The following is an 18,557-nucleotide window of genomic DNA, read 5'->3' as shown; positions in this document are numbered from 1 at the left end:
GCACGCCATCTGGTAAACTCTTGCGATGCCCAAAACCGCCACCTCATCGACACTGTTAAGCCCCGAATTGTTGGGCCGTTTGGAACGCATGGAATTGGTGTCGCGAAAAGTGTTTCGTGGCCGAATGAAGGGCGAACGGCGCAGTAAGCGGAAGGGTCAAAGTGTCGAGTTCGCCGATTTCCGAAACTATGTCGCCGGCGATGACCTGCGGCTGATCGACTGGAATCTTTACGCGCGACTTGACCAACTGTTCCTGAAGATGTTTCTGGAAGAGGAGGATCTGCACTTCTTTGCGCTGGTCGATGCAAGCGAATCGATGAACTTCGGGGATCCCACGAAACTGCATGTTGCCAAGCAATTGGCCGCCGCGCTCGGATATGTCGGTATGTGCCGGGCGGACCGAGTCAGCGTTTCTGTGTTGGGCCCCGAAGGTCGACGAGCGCCAGTGCTGCGCGGTCGAGCCAGTCTGTGGAAGATGCTGGGCTATTTGGACTCGGTCGAAGCGGGTCAGAACGTCTCGCTGTATGACGGCGTCAAAGACTTCTCGCTGCGAACATCGGGCAGCGGTGTATGTGTGTTGCTGACCGACCTGATGGACAAATCCGGTTACGAGTCAGCGCTGCGGATGCTGATCGGACGAAGAATGGACGTGTTTGTGATGCATATCCTGTCGCCAGAGGAAATTGATCCGCCGCTGCGAGGCGATCGGAAATTGATCGATGTCGAAGACGGGGACGCCGCGGAGATCACGATCAACGCTCACGTGTTGGAAAAGTACAAATCCACGGTGCAATCCTTCATCGCAGGAGCCAAACAGTTCTGTAGCCGTCGATCGATCGTGTACATCCCGGTCCGCACCGATGTCCCGGTGGAAACCATCGTGACCAGATACCTGCGTGAACGAGGGGTTGTACGATGAGCTGGATATCGGCTTTGGCGCCTTGGCAATGGGCTATCTTCGCAGCCGTTCCGGTCGGGATCGTGCTGCTTTACTTTCTGAAGTTGCGACGCGAACCAGTCGAGGTGCCCAGCACGTACCTCTGGTCGCGAACCATCGAAGATTTGCACGTCAACAGTCTGATGCAACGTTTGCGTCGCAGCCTGTTGTTGTTTCTGCAGTTGTTGGCGGTGGCGTTGGCTGCAATGGCGCTGCTGCGGCCCGGAATTCGTGGAGACGCCTCGTCGCAAGGTCGAACGGTTTACCTGCTAGATACGTCGGCCAGTATGCAGGCAACCGACGGTGTAGACGGCAAATCTCGCTTTGAAACCGCCCGCGACTTGATCCGCGATCGGATCGAAGGCATGAGCGATTCTGAAACCGCGATGTTGGTGACGTTTAGCGATCGCCCGGACACGGTCCAGTCGTTTACCACCGATCGCAGGCGACTGCGTGATGCACTTTCACGTGTCCAGGTGACCAATCATCCAACCGATATCTTGGGTGCCCTGAAGGCCGCAGACGGATTGGCGAACCCGCGACGCAGCAGTGAAGTCGGCAACCTGAATGATTTGCAAGTGGCCGATGCGATGCCGGCCGACCTGTTGGTGTTCAGCGATGGTGGGTTCCAACCGGTCACCGAGTTCAATCTGGGTAACCTGATTCCGCAGTACGTCGCGATCGGTGGGAACAGCCCGAACAATGTCGCGATCACCGCGTTTTCGGCAGAGCGAAACGTTGAACAACCGACTCAGGTGCAGGCGTTTGCAACCGTCATGAATCTTGGGGAACGGCCGATCGAGACAACCGCCACGTTGTCGATGGAAAGCGAGTTTCTGGATGCGGCATCGGTTTCGCTGGAACCGGGGGAACAGACCGGACTGTCTTTCGCGATCGAAAACGAAGAAGGTGTGTCGCTGCGTTTGGCACTGGATGTCGAAGATGACTTGGCCGTCGATAATGTCGCCTTTGCAGGTTTGACGCCGCTGCGTACGGTCCGTGTTTTAGTGATCACGCCTGGCAACACACCGCTGGAACTAGGATTGGAAACCGAGAAGGCTGCCAAGATTTGCGTTTCGGAATTTGTGACGCCATCCTATTTGGATACCGATGCTTGGGCCGATCGGGCTGGGGCCGGAACCGATGACCTGGTCATCTTTGATCGCTGCAGCCCGGGCCAGATGCCGGCAACCAACACGTTTTTCATCGGTTCGCTTCCGCCCAATCCTGACACCGACGATGCCGGTGACGGTGATGCCGTTACCGCAGAACCCGACGGTTCCGCTGCGGACGCGCCGGCTAGCAAGGGATGGTCTTGGGCTTCCGAGCCCGGGTCTGTCGTGTTGGTCGACATTGACCGGACTCAGCCGATCATGCGATTCCTAGAGGTCTTCTCGTTGTTGATTTTTGAAGGTCGCAGCATCTCGGGGCCTGCCGGATCCTTTGAACTGATTGCCGCCGATACCGGGCCGATGTTGGTTCTGTCGCCACGCGATGGATTCCAAGATTTGGTGCTTGGTTTCGAGATCATTTCGACTGATGCCGATGGTCTGACCCAGACCAATACCAACTGGTATACCGAACGATCCTGGCCGGTGTTCTTGCTGAACCTGCTGCGCTATCTAGCGGGTGCTGCCGAAGCGACGGGGGCGCCGTCATACCAGCCTGGCGAAACTGTGCGAGTGCGTTTGGAGAGTGCCGTTGCCGAAGCGGTGTTGAAACGTTCGTCAAGCGACTCGGCCGAAGCGGACGCCATCACGACGATCCCAACCGGGCCGAACGGAATTATCGAAGTGGTGGACACCGAACAGACCGGGAACTACCGCGTTTTGGACAACGATCGATTGGCCGATTTGTTTGCGATCAATCTGTTTGATCAAGGTGAAAGCAGCCTTGCCGTGGCGCCCAGTATCGAACTGGGGTATGAAGCCGTCAAAGCCGCGACCGGTGGCATCGAGCGACGCCATGAGTATTGGCGATGGGCGCTGCTGGGCGTCTTGGGATTGTTGGCAACCGAGTGGTGGGTGTTCAGCCGACGCGTGGCGTAGCATTCCACCCGCTTCGGGTAGGCGTTCACCGGTATTCCCATTTGGCGAATTGGTTGATCAAGCTTTCGCCCCAGTTGCCGTACCATGTGTAGCCGCTGCGTCGTTCGCTTCCGATCTGCTGAATATCGTATTTGGGGATCCCGTCTCGATCGCAGAAAAACGGACGGTTCGATTCGATCTCATAGAACCGTGCCCACAGTGGGCGTGCCGATGGATCGGGAGTCAGCGCAGCGCCGGTGCCACTTTTCTGGTATCGGAAACCGTCGATCTTTGCAGTTTCGAACCAGCCCACGCCATCATGGACGCAGCGAATGACATGTGCATCCGGGTTGTCCAGGCTCATCAGGTATTTCAAGATCCCAGCGCTTTCGGCTCCACTGAGCGAGGGGAGTTCATAGGCGCGAGCCTTGGCCGCAGCCAAGGTGACTTCGTCGTGTTGGGCACACCAAACCGTTGCAGTCCCATTCACGACAATCTGGCATTTCACGATACAGTCGATGCCGCGATCGATCGCCTTCTGGGCAGCCCTTTGGTGTTCTTGATCCAGGAAACCAAATTCCGGGGCTGCGGCAATGTCACCTAGGAACTGCAGCAACCGGATCATGCAATTGTCATTGAAGGTGATGTGGGTGTAGTAGCCTTTTCGCAGCGGGAAGTACTGTGGCCATCCACCATTGGCGTACTGGGCATTCAGGATATGGTCCAATCCTTTGACAAATGCCTGTTTGTACCTGGGGTCGTTAGTGGCTTGGAATGCGTGGGCCAAAAGACGCAATTCACCGGTGGTCGCACCGTTGTCGAACGTTCCACGCAGTGTGGATCGGTCGCCCGAAAACACCTTGTTTGTGGTGTCCGTATTCTTGGGCCAGTCGCCATGATCGGATTGCCACGATAGCACGATCCGCATGGTTTCCTGTCCCGCGGGGCTATCGAACCAGACGGCTGGTTTCCGGCACAAGTTCTCGGCTGGCGTGCCTGCATTGAGCGATGTCGACACGGCCCCCATCACCGCCATGTTCCAGACGGTCCAACATGCAAATGTTCGAGCGGCGTCTGCACCGTTCAGAAGGATGTTCATCGTGTCAATTCTTGAAATGCGAAGATGATAAGGCGACTTGCCGTCGACGGGCAAATTCCGGCGGCCTCTGGCTGATGGCCAATAAGGTGAGCGCAAGCCCACACGCGATCCAACGTGATCGTAGCCTTGCAATTGTAGCTGCACCCGCTGTCGTGCACGACTCGCAAGTCTCGTTGGCTCTTCCCGCGACAGTCGTCGAGCAACCGCGTCGATAGCAACGCAGCATCCGCGCGGCCAAAAAGACAGAACGCCAATCTCCACTAATCGAATACTCATCAACCTGATCAGATGTTCGTCTGCTCTGTGATGAGCGTTCTTGTTGTTTTAGCTTCACTGCCTGCATATCGCTGAGCGTTCCGCTCATTCACGTCGAGGCTGTCGAGGGAAAGAAGTGAGAACGCTAATCTTCACTAATCGCACACTAATATGCCTGGCCTGATGCGCGTCAGCCCTTTGATGAGTGTTCGATTGCTTTGATGAGCGTTCTTGTTGTTTTTGCTTCACTGTCTGCATGTCGCTGAGCGTTCCGCTCATTCGCGTCGAGGCTGTCGAGGGAAAGAAGTGAGAACGCTAATCTCCAATAATCGAACACTAATAAACCTGGCCTGATGCGTGTCAGCCCTTTGATGAGTGTTCGATTGCTTTGATTAGTGTTCTTGTTGTTTTTGCTTTGGTTTCCTGTCATCGCCGACCGCATCCGCTCATTCGCGTCGAGGCTGTCGAGGGAAAGGAGTGAGAACGCTAATCTCCAATAATCGAACACTAATAAGCCTGGCCTGATGCGCGTCAGCCCTTTGATGAGTGTTCGATTGCTTTGATGAGCGTTCTTGTTGTATTTGCTTCACTGCCTGCATATCGCTGAGCGTTCCGCTCATTCACGTCGAGGCTGTCGAGGAAAAGAGGTGAGAACGCTAGTCTCCAATAATCGAACACTAATATGCCTGGCCTGATGCGGGTCAGCCCTTGTGATGAGTGTTCGATTGCTTTGATGAGCGTTCTTGTTGTTTTAGCTTCACTGCCTGCATATCGCTGAGCGTTCCGCTCATTCACGTCGAGGCTGTCGAGGGAAAGAAGTGAGGACGCTAATCTTCGCTATTGACGCACTCATTGACCTGGTCAGTTGTTCGTCTTCCCTTTGCTTAGCGTTCATTCTGTTTGGGCTGCGATGCGTCGTCGTTGCCGAGCGTTTGTTCGCATCGGCGTTTCACTCGTGGATCTCGGAAAGGGAACGCAAAATTTTGCTGATCGATCACAGATCAGGAAGTTGTTCGGTAAAATTGATGTTCGTATTGTGTTTCGAGATGTCAGTTTTAGAGGAGTCGAGTGGTTATGTTCAAACAAGAAGGATACGACTTGATGGGTGCCGCTTTTGAGGTCTACAACGAGCTCGGGTATGGCATGGCGGAAGATGTTTATCAGTCGGCGCTGGAAGTTGAACTCGGTTTGCGGTGCATTCCTTTCAACGCTCAGGTCGAGTTGGATGTGTTCTTCAAAGGGCACCTGTTGAGGCCGAAGTATCGGCCGGATTTGCTGGTGTTCGACGAGATCGTTGTTGAGCTGAAAGCGCTGAAAGAACTGAGTTCGGAACACGATGCCCAACTGTTTAACTACATGCGGATTGCGTGCAAGCAGGTTGGGTACTTGATCAACTTTGGCAAGAAGGGTGCCCTGGAGTGGAAGCGATTCGTTGTCAATGATCTTCACGATCGCAGGAACGAGTGATCGAAGAAGGCAACCTTCCCCAAAGACGCACTCATCGACGTGATCCGGTATCCGCCAGCCCTGTGATGAGTGATCGATTGTCACGATTCGCGTTCCTCGAAGGTGCTGTCTCACTGGGGGACCTCCGCCGACTGCATCTGCTCGTTAGCGTCGAGGCTGTCGAGAACAAGGAGTGAGAACGCTAATCTTCACTAATCGGACACTGATCAGCCTGGTCTGACGCACGTCAGCGCTTTGATGAGTGTTCGATTGCTTTGATTAGTGTTCTTGTCGTTTTGGCTTCACCGCCTGCTCATCGCTGAGCGTTCCGCTCATTCGCGTCGAGGCTGTCGAGGGCAAGAAGTGAGAACGCTAATCTCCACTAATCGAACACTAATAAGCCTGGTCTGACGCACGTCAGCCCTTCGATGAGTGTTCGATTGCGTCGATTAGCGTTCTTGTTGTTTTTGCTTTGGTTCCCTGTCATCGCCGACTGCATCCGCTCATTCGCGTCGAGGCTGTCGAGAAGAAGAAGTGAGAACGCTAATCTTCACTAATCGCACACTGATCAGCCTGGTCTGGTGCACGTCAGCGCTTTGATGAGTGTTCGATTGCTTTGATTAGTGTTCTTGTCGTTTTTGCTTTGGTTTCCTGTCATCGCCGACTGCATCCGCTCATTCGCGTCGAGGCTGTCGAGGGAAAGGAGTGAGAACGCTAATCTTCACTAATCGCACACTGATCAGCCTGGTCTGATGCATGTCAGCGCTTTGATGAGTGTTCGATTGCTTTGATTAGTGTTCTTGTCGTTTTTGCTTTGGTTCCCTGTCATCGCCGACTGCATCCGCTCATTCGCGTCGAGGCTGTCGAGGGAAAGGAGTGAGAACGCTAATCTCCACTAATCGAACACTAATAAGCCTGGTCAGATGTCCGCCTGCCTTGTGATGAGTGTTCGATTGCTTTGCTGGGCGACGGTGGCGAAGCGTGTTGCGACTGTTGCTCGGGGATAGGGAACGCTGATCTTCGTTCTTGCCGTTGGGATCGGGGGGGCGTTGGTTGACGGACGGCGATTCCCTAGACCACAAACATGGACTGGAAGGTTAGCCATCGGGCGGTCAGTAGGGTCAACAGCAGGCAGGTCCACCATGATGCTTGATGAGCCAGCGGTTGACGACGCAGGGCGAACAGAAGTCCGACCGATAATGATGTCACGCCAATTTTGAATGCAGCCAACATCAACGGATCGGAGATCAGTTGGCCACCGAGTGGATTGAGTTCTCGCATCGTGCCGGCTTGCGAGGCCAGGATTGTCCAGATTAGGTCCATCACCGATAACGCGGACACGTACATCAGCGATCGACGAATCATCTGTTCTTGATCCGATGACAGGTCCACACCGCCGGTGATCGTGGTGGTTCGTGGATTGGCCGACAACAGGTGACCGAACGCCAACACAACCAAGACCATGCCGATGACAGTCAACGGGAAGGTCAGTGCAGATTGCCACTTGACGCCGGTAATCACCTTTTCGTTGGCGATGATCAAAGCGTCCACCGGGTCCAATTGGATTTTGGCTTGTTCCAAGAAGATGGCGGACGGTTGGTAATGGTCGGCCCATTCCAATACCTCGCCCGAATCGATGTCTTGGCTCTCGATCGCCTCCAGCAATTCGGCCGAAGGTGATTTTTCCCTTTCCGCCGGTGATGTCAGACGAGCGAGGAATTCGCGTCCACCCCATGCCATCTCTAAGACGAGTAGCGAACGGTCGGGGCGGACCACGACAATATTTTGCATGTTCAATTCAAATGCGATTCGGCCGGCGAGCCCCTGCGCCGGTGAAAGCTGGGCACGTGGTCGGTTGCGACGTGGATCGCGGTTGGAGTAGTCGCCCCAGCCCCGTCGTGGCGCGCCTCGGGACCCGCGAAATCGGCGTTCATCACCAAACGTCGTCCCATTCGAATAGTCAACGTTTGGCACTTGGCTGGCTGACACCATGGCATCGTTCAGACGGATTTGGTCCGCGTCCGCTTGGATGTCAACAGGCGTACTGACGAATGCATCGTCCACGAACAAGAATCCACGCGTGATGTGGAACGACGACGATTTCTGCGCCGGGGGATCGTCGGCGGCAACATCCGAAACAAAGAAGAACAAACCGAGCAACGAAACTGTCGTCAGTGCGATCGGAAGCGGAAACCAGTCGGCAGAGCAATGGCGACTTTTCATGGGGCACCTAACAGCGATGATTCAGAGAGATTGGCAACCTTGGATCCCGTCCTAAATTCCAAGGTCATCTCTGATACAAACACCGCCCAACGGACATACGATCGCACGAATCTGGTTCAGCGAGACGTTTTTCTAGGAATTTCGATCCGCCCGAGCCTGGCGGGAACGGCTAATTTTTGTCGCGAAAGCGACGGTGGCAGGCTTTGCAGTCGGATCGGATCGAATTCATCAGCCGGTCGATCTGCAGATCCAATTCCCCCACTTGGGTCGGTGCTTTGTCCGCCGCTATCGCAGGTTGAGCTGTGTCTGGATTGGCCGCGGGGGGGATCGCTTCAGCACGCTGTTTCAGCAACTTTTCCAAATCGACCGACCGATCGATCGACCGTTGCAGCCAGCGGTCGAAGTCGGCGGTGTGGGGCGTCGACGTGTCCACTCGCAACATTTCCGTGAAGTGCTCGCGAAGCAACAATGCCTGGTGCCGTGCATCGAGATCGGGGTGTGATGCGGGGGCTTTCCATTGGTTAGACGCCAACGAGGTCAATGCGGTGAAGGTGTGTTCCAGTTCAACCATCGCAGCGGCCATCTCTGGGACGGGAGCAATCGAGGTGAACTGGACGTTTAACTGTTCCAACTGAATCGGCGACACCGGCCGGCTGGCTGCCACGCTGCTGTACAGGCCGCGGTAGTCGGGGCTGGTGCCCGCGGTCTTCAAGAACGCCTGTCCCTGCGTCCCCGTCATCCGCCCCGCCGTGATGCAGGCTGCTGCCGCAGCGGCTGGCGATCGATGTTTGCCATGATGGCAATGCACGTAAACGGGGCCCGGCAATTCGGTGATCGCTTTGGCCAGTTCCATGATCCGACTCGGATCGATGCCATCGTAACCATGCGGCAGGTGCACGTAGCGAAGGCCGAACCGATTGGCCGTCTCGACATCTGGGATCGCTCCATCGACGCAAATGATGGTGCGTACGCCCATGTCTTTCAACGCCACAAATCCTGCTTCGCCATCGGGAAGCCCACCCGAAATCAGGTTCTGGTCGATACGAAACGCATTGGGAAGCGAGACAATCCCCAGCGGCTTGGCCGATTCGACCGTGGGTGGCTGTGCCAACGTCTGGATTGCACCGAGTGTCAGCAACAGGATCGAACCCATCCCGTTTGCCAGCGCTGACTTGGGAAGCCACCGTTGGCGGTTCAGGCGATGAATGGGGGCAGCCGATTTGGCGCTAAGATTGGTGTTCATGCCCCCGATTATAGACACTGGACGCGACGGGGATGGAGCCCATCGGTGTGTCGAAATCAGGGCGCCCGAAGAATGGTTCTGGCGGCCCCATTGGCGAAGCCCTGTTCACCTTCGACGAATGCACGGGCGATCACGGGGCCGGTCGTTTTCGCCGGCAAAACGAACGTCGCGGTCGCGCTGCGTCCGGCGTTGATTTCCATTTCCAAGGTTGCCAACCGCGTGCGGTTGGGATCAAACGCTATTGGATCGGGTGTCACGCTATCGGTGTGGGAAAAGTCGTCTGCCTTCGCACCGCCCAACGGACGATCGATGGCGACGGATAGCTTTCCGCCGATTGGGCTGGTCACCGTGACTGCGATGGGATCGCCTGCCACGACACTGGTGTCCACCGATACGTCAATCGTTTCCGGATGGTGCATGTTGAGCGTTGGGTCACCGATCAAGTTGTACAGCATCAGGTGTTCGCGTCTTTCATCCACCAGTTTCGAACCGGCGGGGCTGATCATGGTCGCCAAGGCGTCGATCATCATTCGCGAGTTCGCGTTTTCAGGAGTGACCGGGTTGGCGGAATCTTCCTGTTGCATTTGATCAAGGGTGTTCCGCCATGCGTCGCCCAAACGAGGCAGCTTTTGTTCAAAGACCCCATCGATCAATCCCACCGCTGCGGTGGCATTTCCGTAGGGCATGGTGACGCGGCTGCCGGCAATCACCGCGATGGGGCCGCCCGGCGATAGCCACATGGTTTCGGCAATCGAATTCTCCGGTGCATCCATCGCACCGGTATAGCAGGCCAACATCAACGCGATCGGTGATTCACCGGCCGGGCGATCCAAACGCTGGGCACTTTGGCGATCCAGCACCGGGATCCCGGCGGCTGATTGGGGAACGCGATCCAGTTCGGTGACCTGCCCATGGCCGGCGTAGACCCAGAATGCCGAGCCTCGTTGATAGTTCGCCAACACCGCACCGGTGAACGATTTACCCTGCGGAAAAAATGGATGCCCGGGACTGGCGTAGGCGATCGTTGTTTGAGTCGATGCGGGCAGCACGCCGGTCACCACGGTGCGAGTGACCGATTCGATCGCGGCATCGGCCATCATTCCGAATCCGCCCATGCCCCCGACCAACTGCACTTGATTCCGCCATGGTCCAAAGTCTTGGCTGGTTTCGTAGGCGACGATTCGCTGGATCGCTTGCTGCAGTTCGTTGGCGGTGCTGACGGGCAATCGGCCAACCGCCGCTTCGGTGGTGCCATCGTCATCGCCGTCCAAATTGCCGAACGGCTGATCGGTCGACAGCGTGGGTGGGGACCCCCACATCGCGGTCACCGTGGTGGATCGGTAGTGCATGGGGATTTGACGATTGGCGTTCCCGCGAACACCGATCGTGGGGGCGTCGCCGATCAAGACGACATACCGAGTCTGTTGGTCTGCGGCGGCGCGGATCGAACGCGACAGGCTTTCCGCATCCGACTTCGATGCGACCACGTCGACCGACATCCCCTGGCCACGCCGGTGCTGCAACCATGGTTCTAGTTCGGTGCGAAAGTCCGCTGGGCATACCGCGACAATATCCGCTGCCGGGGCGTCGCCGGTTGCGATGATGCCGATGACAACCAAGGCAAGCGTGATCGCAACTATTCGCGCACTGGTCATTGGGGAATCGTCCACGGATGGGTTAAGCTGACAATGTCGATATCCTCATTATCTCAACCGAATTGTACGTTCGCTGCCAGACCAATCCGGGGCGAGCCAGAGCATCCACTCCACTGCGGAGGCTTTTGTCTTGGGATTCGCCTGAATTTCGTGCTAGAAGGGAATTCTGGCGAATCCCATTCCGTCGGCCATGCCATCGACGTCTCCAGTCGCTCTAGCGTTTTTTTGAGCTCAGCGGGGGGAGAACGTCGGTGTTTGGGGCCGCAGGGTTTTTGGCAGCGGTGTAATCGGCAACGGTGTCCACGGCAACGGGCCCTCGGCGACGGGGCCCTTGGCAACGAAGTTCTCGGCAACGAAGTCCCGGCGGTCTGTCACGCCCGTCCCTCCCCCCCCCAACATGAACTCTCGGTCTTTCCATTGTCTTCACCGTCCGTGCCCGAATTTTCGAAGCTTCCCGATCCCAACGCAAGCGGACCGCCGGCGCGCCGTCTTCCTCGGATCGCGATCACCGTGGGCGATGTTGCTGGCGTCGGTCCGGAATTGGCGATTCGTTGTGCCGCACTGGCCGAGGTAACGCAGCGATGTGAACCGATCCTGTACGGTCCACAGGCCGTCATCGATCGAATCGCCGATCAGATGTCGCTGCAGCGTCCGACGCGGGTGCTGGACATCGGGAAGGTCGATGCGGCGAAAGTTTGCCCTGGCAAATTTGATGCGGTGACCGGGCAGGCGTCGTTTGATGCGTTTGACCGCGGCGTGGCTGACGCGATCGCCGGACGCATCGATGCCGTGGTCACCGGACCGATCCAAAAAGAAGCCTGGTATGCGGCCGGGATCCGATTTCCCGGACACACCGAAGTGTTGGCGGATCGAACCGGAACGGACGATGCCTGCATGATGTTGACCGGCGACGCGATTTCATGCGTCTTGGCCACGATCCATATCCCGTTGGCCGATGTTGCCCAGCAGTTGACGACCGAATCGATCGTCCGAGCGATCCGTTTGGGCAATGACGCCATCACGCGTCGCAACGGTCGACCGGCTCGCGTGACGGTTTGTGGATTGAATCCGCACGCAGGCGAGAACGGGTTGTTTAGCCATGGCGAGGAAGAACGCGTGATCATCCCCGCGATCGAAATTGCAAAACAGGACGGCATCCTCGTCACCGGTCCCTTGCCGCCCGACACGGCATTCACACCAGCCATGCGATCAGCAACCGATGTTTATGTTTGCATGTATCACGATCAAGGATTGATCCCTTTGAAAGCTCTGTGTTTCGACGATGCGGTGAATGTGACGTTGGGGCTGCCGATGGTTCGCACCAGTGTGGATCATGGGACCGCGATGGATATCGCTTGGCAGGGGAAAGCCAATCACCACAGCATGCTGGCTGCGATTCGAATGGCGATCGATCTGTCGGATGATGCTTGATATGCCAAACGCTGCGTCCGAATTGAACAGCAACCCAGCGGCGGTCAGCGGTCGCGGGTGGGTGACCGTGATGTTGTTTCTGTTGTTCTTTGTTTACGCGGGCGATGCGCCGCCGATGGTGAACGAAGCGCACTACCTTGTGAAAGCCAAAAACTTTTGGCAGCCCGATTGGTGTGCCGCCGATCTTTTTGCGTCTTCTGGAAAAGCGCACACGACCTACTATGCGGTCTTCGGTTGGCCAACAAAGTTTTTGTCGCTGACGGCGACCGCCTGGATCGGCCGCGTTATCGGGTGGTGGATGTTGGCGGTGGGGCTGCGGCGAATTTGCGATCGCATGTTTGCCGCGTGGTGGGCGTCGCTGGCGGTAGCGACGTTGTGGATCGCTGGAATCGAGTATGGCAATTTGGCTGGCGAATGGGTCGTTGGTGGAACCGAAGCCAAAGTGCCGGCCTACGGGTTGGTGTTGATGGGGATCGCCGAATTGGTGGATCGAAAGTGGAACCGAGTTTGGGTCTACCTTGGCGCGGCGTCCGCTTTCCATGTTTTGACCGGTGGCTGGGCGGTTGTGGCGGCCGCATTTGCTTGGTTGCTGACCGAGTTTCGTCGTGATGATCGTCGCCCGTTCTGGACGCGTTGGCTGTTTGTGGGTGGTGCCCTGTCGCTATTCGGATTGGTGCCGGCGATCTGGTTGACGATCGGCGTGGACCCAAGCGATGCCACCGCGGCGGCTCGTATCTATTCGTACTTTCGAATTCGACACCATCTATTGCCAGCCGATTTTCATTGGACTTGGTACCTGCGTCACTTGGTGGTGTTGACGATCGTCGCGGTGGGGGCGTGGATGGATTGGCGTCGCTCACCGGGCCACACTCGACTGTTCTCATTCACCCTAGGCGCGGTGGCTGTCGCCGGGTGCGGATTGGTGGTGGGGGCGTTGCCAGCGGTTGCACCGGACTTGGCTGCTAAGTTGCTGCGGTACTATTGGTTCCGTCTATCCGATGCGGTTGTGCCTTTGATGATGGCGATTGTGATCATGCAGTGGATGGTCGATGTCCGTGGCGGACGCCGCATTGCCGCATGGATCGCATTGATGTTGGCGACCGGGTTGGTTGGGTACAGCACGTATGACCGTGTCGTCTTGGCGGTGCCCCCGTCGGCCAGCAATCGGTTACTGGGTTGGGACGCATCCCTGCCACCGCAGGCACAGCAGCAGGCCTGGGACGACTGGATCCGTGTCTGCCAGTGGGCACGCGATTCGTCGGACCCCGGCGAGGTCTTTTTGACGCCTCGCCATCAACAGACGTTCAAATGGTACGCCCAGCGTTCCGAGGTGGTGAACTGGAAAGATGTTCCCCAGGATGCGGCCAGCCTAACGGAATGGAACCGCCGGTTTGCGGAGATCTTCCCGGCTCGGCTCGGGACGATCCGGGTCACGATTGGCTACCAATCTTTGCGACAGTTTCGTGAGAAGTATCACGCACGATTCATGATCGTGGACCGCCGAGTCGTGGGGGACCAATTGCCGTTGATTCGAATCTATCCGCAACGTAGCGAGGATAACGCCACGTTTGCGGTGTACGAATTGCCGCGGTAACGGACAACGATTGGCTCGCTACGGTCGGTCCAGTTTCCAACCATCGCGATAGTCGCCATGAATGATCGGGTCCGCACTGGCGACCCCGGTCGCTTTCATCTCAGCTTGGTTCCAGTCAATCACACTAGCGGTGCGCAGAGCCAGGACGCCCAACAGGGTGACCTCGGTCAGTTTGGCTCCGTAACCGAACTCGCTGCTGGCCGGGTCGCCGCCCTTGATCGCATCGATCCAATCGCGGTGGTGTCCGGCCGAACGCTTGATCGTGGGCTGGGGCGGTGTCGAGGATTCTTGAAGTTCCAGCGGATACAGAGTCGGTGCGCCGCCGGCGCCTCCGCATACCATCACCCCTTTTTCGCCCACGAACAGCACCCCGCGTCGTGGCAATTGGACGTTGTCTGGCATCGCGTCGGGATGGGCTGGTCGTGGGCCACCGCTGTACCATTGCAACCGGATCGGACCGGTGTGCTTGGTTGCTGCGAAGTCAAAGTAACCGACTTCGCCGAACGGAATCATGGCCGAATGGGTTTGCCCGGCGGGAAACATTTCCACTCGCGTCGGCATTCCCAGTTCCAGTCCCCAGACGGCCGAATCCAGGTCGTGGCATCCGAAGTCGCCCATCGCGCCCAGTCCGAACTGCCAAAAGTCCCGCCACGAAACCGGCGCGTAGGCCGAGTTGAAATCGATCGGTTGGCGGGGGCCGCACCAGAGGTCCCAATCAAGACCCTTCGGCACAGGCTGGCTCTGCGTGGGTGGCGCCGTCAGACCCGGGTTCCAACGCGTGGCTGGTACCCACGAATGGATCGATTTCAATTCGCCAAGCACTCCGCTTCGCAGCCATTCACACGTCTGGCGGATCCCTTCGGTCGAATGTCCTTGATTGCCCATCTGGGTCGCCAAGCCCGAATCTTCGGCGACTTTCGCAATCAACCTCGCTTCGGCAATGTTGTGCGTCAGTGGCTTTTCGCAGTACACGTGTTTGCCGGCGGCAAGCGATCGCAGCGATACGCTGGCATGCAGGTGGTCGGGGGTCGCGCACAGAACGGCATCGAATTCATTGGGCAAATCCTCGATCGCCCGCCGGAAATCAACATGGCCCTGGCAGCGAAAGTTTGCATCGGTCCTTTGATAGTGTTTTTCAATTTCACTGCAAACAGGCAATCGTCCGGACACGCCGCGATAGTAGAAATCTTTCAGGTCCCAGCGTTCGGCTGGATCGATGACGGTGGAAATTCGCACGTCGGACAGCTTCATCAATTCGCGTGCGTTTTGCAGTCCTCGACCGCCGGCGCCGATCAATGCCACGTTGACTCGATCACTAGGCGCGATATGCCCCGGTCCCCCCAACACATGACGCGGGACAATCGTTGCCGCGGAAACGACGGCAGCGGACTTTAGAAACGTTCGACGATCGGAAGGTTGCATAGTCAGACTCGTGGTGGGATTGCAGGCGGGAAGAAAGTGAGGGGTGAATCATTAGGGGGTTTCGACGGATGACAGCTTCACGTGATCCAGCACGCTTTGGAAAAACGCATCCTGGATATGCGGCGGGGCGGCGTGACCCATCAACGGTTCATGAAGGATGCGTTTGGGGCCCTGCAACGCGTTGTAGGCTGCGTAACAGCTTGACGGTGGACACACCGAATCGATGAACCCAACGCTCATGATCGCCTGGGCTTGGCAGCGAGATGCAAAGTTAACGGCATCGACATACCGCGATGCTTCCAGCCCGGATGGATCCGGGACACCATCATCCGTCATCGGAACCAACTTGGGCCAACCGTTGACTCTGCCGGCGATCACGCCGGAGTGATCACAGATTGCGGGGACGCCGGCGGCGATCATGGTGACGCGTGGGTCCAGCCCGCCAGCGGCGATCGCTTGCCCACCACCCTGGCTGTGCCCGATGACGACGATTTCGCGACCGTTCCACTCGGGCTGAGCGGCTAGGAAGTCGATGGCACGGACCAGACGCAAGAACATCCCGCGAAAGTAGATGGTGTTTCGATCCTGTCGCCCGATGGATCGATAATTTTTCAGAGGACCCGAACTGGCCTGGGCATAAAAGTCATCGGGTTTGCCGTTGGCCAGTCCGTGGGCGTTGATGTCCATCGAAAGCATCCCCGATTGGGCGCCGCGGACCGCGTTGGAAAGAATCGAGCTGCGCACGCCAGCACCGTGGACCCACAGAATCGCTGGCAAGCTTTTGGCTGCGGCCGATTTGGGTTTGGCAAAGTATCCTGAAACGGGAGCCCCGCCCCAACAGGGCACCTGGACGTCATAGCTTTCGATCGCGGCATCCCCAGAGTCCACCGGCGTCAGCTTGGGATTGATAGGGATTTCGGCGAGCTGTCGTTTTTGATCGGACCAGAACTCGTCAAAGTCATCGGGGACGGGCAGGCTAGGTGCAATCTGGGCTGGTGAAAATGCGGCGCCCGCAATCGCGTTGACGGCTTTACCTTGGTCCGGTTGATAGGTGACTTGGCAACGCAGGAATCCCGCTTTGTCGCCACGGATCACCGCACGCGATGGATCCTTGCCCAGCGTCAATTCACCCTCCGCAAAAACAGCTGATTGGTTGCCGCGGGTGAAGTCGTCGATTGTGTACTTGACGGTCCCATCCGACACGGGTTGGTCACCGTGTTTGACGGTGATCAGAAAGGCTGCCTGCTGACCGGCTTCGTAGATCGCATCCTGGTGGTCGGCTGTCACGGTCACCGAGTATTCGTCGGCGGCGTGTAGGGCCCCCGTCATCGACGTGGCGTGCACCAAGGTGGCGATGGTGATCAAGCGAGCGGCGTTCAGTACGAGCGAATTCATGAGAAATAACGGAATTTCAATGTTGGAGGTGTCGCCGAATCGATGGGCGCGGGGGCAGGATCGGGAAGGGGGAATAACACTTCCCCACGACAGGACGCAGTCAAAGTATAAATGAGTTGACTTGCCGCTGCCTGGGCGGACGAACCCATCGACCGATGTTCGTATCATTGAATCCATTTGTTCGCCGACCCGAGAAATTGGAACTCCGCATGCTTCGTACACTGACCCGATTCGTCTTGGATGGAATGCCGCTTGTTCGCCAACGGTGTTCTTGTCTTTGGCGTGGGCGGATTGCATTGTTGGTGGGCGTTGGGATCGTTGGTGGGATTTTGAACACACCGCTGGGGTGGGCTCAGCCCAGCGATCGACCACACATCGTGTTGGTGATGGCCGACGATCAGGGTTGGGGCGAAACGGGCTACAACGGGCATCCCCTGCTGAAGACGCCCCACCTGGACGCGATGGCAAACCACGGTTTGCGGTTGGATCGGTTTTATGCAGGTGCGCCGGTTTGTTCACCGACTCGGGCGGCCGTGTTGACTGGTCGAACGAACGACCGCACCGGAGTGGAAAGTCATGGGTATGCACTGCGGCGTCAAGAGATCACGGTTTCGAAATTGCTGCGTGACGCCGGTTATGTAACGGGACATTTTGGGAAGTGGCACCTGAATGGACTGCGTGGCCCCGGCGTCCCGATCCTTGATTCCGATAGTCATCATCCCGGCAAATTCGGATTTGATCATTGGTTGTCGGTGACGAACTTTTTCGATCGTGATCCGCTGCTGTCACGGCGTGGCAAGTTCGAAGATTTTGAAGGGGATTCGTCAGAGATCGTGGTTGATGAAGCCATCGATTTCATTGCTCGTCAGTCTCGCGCCGGGTTGGCATCGTTTACCGTTATCTGGTTCGGGACCCCTCACAGTCCCTTCAAAGCAGTCGCCGAAGACATGGTGGACTTTCAGGATCTGGACGAATCATCGATGAACCACTACGGCGAATTGGTGGCGATGGATCGCAGCATCGGGACGCTTCGCTTGGGGCTGCGCGAATTGGGCATCGCCGAGGATACTTTGCTTTGGTACTGCAGCGACAATGGGGGACTGCCCAAGATCAAACCGGATACGACCGGTGGACTTCGTGGCAACAAAGGGAAGATCTTCGAAGGTGGTTTGCGGGTCCCGGCGATCATCGAATGGCCTGCGGTGATCACGCAATCGCGAATCACCGAAACGCCCGCCTGTGTGATGGACATCGCGGCGACATTGTTGGATATCACCGGCGTCGCTCACCCGGCACCTGACCGGCCCGCCGATGGCATCAGTCTGTTGCCACTGATCCAGGGTGACGATCGTCCGCGTCGTCAACCGATCGGGTTCCGCTTTGGTCGTGCTTCGGCCATGAATTTTGGAGACGGTATCAAACTGGTTTCCGAAGATGGCGATCCGGCCCATTTGCAGATGTACGACTTGAAGGCGGATCCCTACGAAACCACCGACCTATCGGGGCAACACGCGGAAGAACTCGCCAAACGGACCAAGGTATGGAGCGACTGGATGCAATCGGTGGACGATAGTTTTGCCGGTAAAGACTATCCAGAACGAAAAGTCGACCCCAGCGAACCCGAACCTCGATGGTGGGACGAAACCGATCTGTACCAAACTTTTCTGCCTCAATTCCGCGAACGGTGGGAATATCAGAGCTGGTTGAAGCGAAAGAAACGCTGATTGAAACGAGAAACAGGTTGGTTTCGTGATGCTGTCTCCATGGACCCTTTTGCGCGTCCACCATCGCTTGCGTAATGTTTCACAAGCAGAAACCGCCAATTTCATT

12 protein-coding genes are annotated in these 18,557 nt (G+C 57.2%); 6 read left to right on the top strand and 6 right to left on the bottom strand.

The genetic code is table 11. The annotated features are described in order from the left end of the window. Positions 1-25: 25 nt before the first annotated feature. Complete coding sequence (locus tag K227x_RS22630) at positions 26-919, top strand: DUF58 domain-containing protein (protein WP_145173195.1); 894 nt, start codon at positions 26-28, stop codon at positions 917-919. Beyond that, entirely contained in the window at positions 916-2,985 is a 2,070-nt protein-coding gene (locus K227x_RS22625) for a vWA domain-containing protein (protein WP_145173192.1), read from the top strand. Before K227x_RS22630 ends, K227x_RS22625 begins: the two co-directional genes overlap by 4 nt. A gap of 25 nt (positions 2,986-3,010) precedes the next feature. Here K227x_RS22625 and pelA read toward each other — a convergent pair whose 3' ends face one another. Then, entirely contained in the window at positions 3,011-4,063 is a 1,053-nt protein-coding gene (pelA, locus tag K227x_RS22620; RefSeq protein ID WP_246146076.1) for a pectate lyase, read from the bottom strand. 1,329 nt (positions 4,064-5,392) lie between these two features. On the opposite strand from pelA, the gene K227x_RS22615 reads away from it, so the two are divergent. Then, on the top strand, positions 5,393-5,785 hold the full coding sequence (locus K227x_RS22615; protein WP_145173189.1) for a GxxExxY protein: 393 nt from the start codon (positions 5,393-5,395) through the stop codon (positions 5,783-5,785). Between the two features lie 1,050 nt (positions 5,786-6,835). Here K227x_RS22615 and K227x_RS22610 read toward each other — a convergent pair. From K227x_RS22610 to K227x_RS22600, 3 genes are all read right to left on the bottom strand, one after another. Beyond that, positions 6,836-7,987 carry a DUF5658 family protein gene (locus tag K227x_RS22610; RefSeq protein ID WP_145173186.1) on the bottom strand — a complete coding sequence of 384 codons (1,152 nt, stop codon included), beginning with the start codon at positions 7,985-7,987 and terminating at the stop codon, positions 6,836-6,838. A 169-nt stretch (positions 7,988-8,156) separates the two neighbouring features. Beyond that, positions 8,157-9,230, bottom strand: a complete 1,074-nt coding sequence (locus K227x_RS22605) for a protein-tyrosine phosphatase family protein (protein WP_145173183.1) — start codon at positions 9,228-9,230, stop codon at positions 8,157-8,159. A 56-nt stretch (positions 9,231-9,286) separates the two neighbouring features. Continuing rightward, a complete protein-coding gene (locus tag K227x_RS22600) occupies positions 9,287-10,885 on the bottom strand; it encodes a C25 family cysteine peptidase (RefSeq protein ID WP_145173180.1) in 1,599 nt (532 codons plus the stop codon). A gap of 432 nt (positions 10,886-11,317) precedes the next feature. On the opposite strand from K227x_RS22600, the gene pdxA reads away from it, so the two are divergent. Together pdxA and K227x_RS22590 are read left to right on the top strand one after the other, a co-directional pair. Continuing rightward, on the top strand, positions 11,318-12,316 hold the full coding sequence (gene pdxA / locus K227x_RS22595; protein WP_246146069.1) for a 4-hydroxythreonine-4-phosphate dehydrogenase PdxA: 999 nt from the start codon (positions 11,318-11,320) through the stop codon (positions 12,314-12,316). Next, positions 12,306-13,910: a DUF6798 domain-containing protein gene (locus tag K227x_RS22590; RefSeq protein ID WP_246146067.1), complete on the top strand. Its 1,605-nt coding sequence runs from the start codon at positions 12,306-12,308 to the stop codon at positions 13,908-13,910. The genes pdxA and K227x_RS22590 overlap by 11 nt, the downstream gene beginning before the upstream one ends. Positions 13,911-13,928: 18 nt before the next feature. Here K227x_RS22590 and K227x_RS22585 read toward each other — a convergent pair whose 3' ends face one another. Both K227x_RS22585 and K227x_RS22580 read right to left on the bottom strand, forming a co-directional pair. Next, positions 13,929-15,332 (bottom strand): Gfo/Idh/MocA family protein, encoded by a 1,404-nt coding sequence (locus K227x_RS22585; RefSeq protein ID WP_145173174.1) that lies wholly within the window; start codon positions 15,330-15,332, stop codon positions 13,929-13,931. Between the two features lie 51 nt (positions 15,333-15,383). Further along, the gene (locus K227x_RS22580) at positions 15,384-16,727 is read right to left on the bottom strand and encodes an acetylxylan esterase (RefSeq protein ID WP_218933459.1); all 1,344 of its coding nucleotides are present in this window, start codon (positions 16,725-16,727) and stop codon (positions 15,384-15,386) included. 209 nt (positions 16,728-16,936) lie between these two features. Here K227x_RS22580 and K227x_RS22575 point away from each other — a divergent pair, with 209 nt between their 5' ends. Further along, a complete protein-coding gene (locus tag K227x_RS22575; protein ID WP_246146066.1) occupies positions 16,937-18,451 on the top strand; it encodes a sulfatase-like hydrolase/transferase in 1,515 nt (504 codons plus the stop codon). The last annotated feature ends 106 nt before the right edge of the window (positions 18,452-18,557 follow it).

The sequence above is a fragment of the Rubripirellula lacrimiformis genome (genome assembly GCF_007741535.1).
Lineage (GTDB): Bacteria > Planctomycetota > Planctomycetia > Pirellulales > Pirellulaceae > Rubripirellula > Rubripirellula lacrimiformis.
Note: the sequence above shows the minus strand (reverse complement) of the source record. Positions and strands in the feature narration are given on the sequence as shown.

Coding starts and splice junctions, on each gene's coding strand:
- K227x_RS22575 (WP_246146066.1), top strand. CDS start 16,937: ATGCTTCGTACACTGACCCGATTCGTCTTGGATGGAATGCCGCTTGTT.
- K227x_RS22625 (WP_145173192.1), top strand. CDS start 916: ATGAGCTGGATATCGGCTTTGGCGCCTTGGCAATGGGCTATCTTCGCA.
- K227x_RS22590 (WP_246146067.1), top strand. CDS start 12,306: ATGATGCTTGATATGCCAAACGCTGCGTCCGAATTGAACAGCAACCCA.
- K227x_RS22610 (WP_145173186.1), bottom strand. CDS start 7,987: ATGAAAAGTCGCCATTGCTCTGCCGACTGGTTTCCGCTTCCGATCGCA.
- K227x_RS22600 (WP_145173180.1), bottom strand. CDS start 10,885: ATGACCAGTGCGCGAATAGTTGCGATCACGCTTGCCTTGGTTGTCATC.
- K227x_RS22630 (WP_145173195.1), top strand. CDS start 26: ATGCCCAAAACCGCCACCTCATCGACACTGTTAAGCCCCGAATTGTTG.
- pelA (WP_246146076.1), bottom strand. CDS start 4,063: ATGAACATCCTTCTGAACGGTGCAGACGCCGCTCGAACATTTGCATGT.
- K227x_RS22615 (WP_145173189.1), top strand. CDS start 5,393: ATGTTCAAACAAGAAGGATACGACTTGATGGGTGCCGCTTTTGAGGTC.
- K227x_RS22585 (WP_145173174.1), bottom strand. CDS start 15,332: ATGCAACCTTCCGATCGTCGAACGTTTCTAAAGTCCGCTGCCGTCGTT.
- K227x_RS22605 (WP_145173183.1), bottom strand. CDS start 9,230: ATGAACACCAATCTTAGCGCCAAATCGGCTGCCCCCATTCATCGCCTG.
- K227x_RS22580 (WP_218933459.1), bottom strand. CDS start 16,727: ATGAATTCGCTCGTACTGAACGCCGCTCGCTTGATCACCATCGCCACC.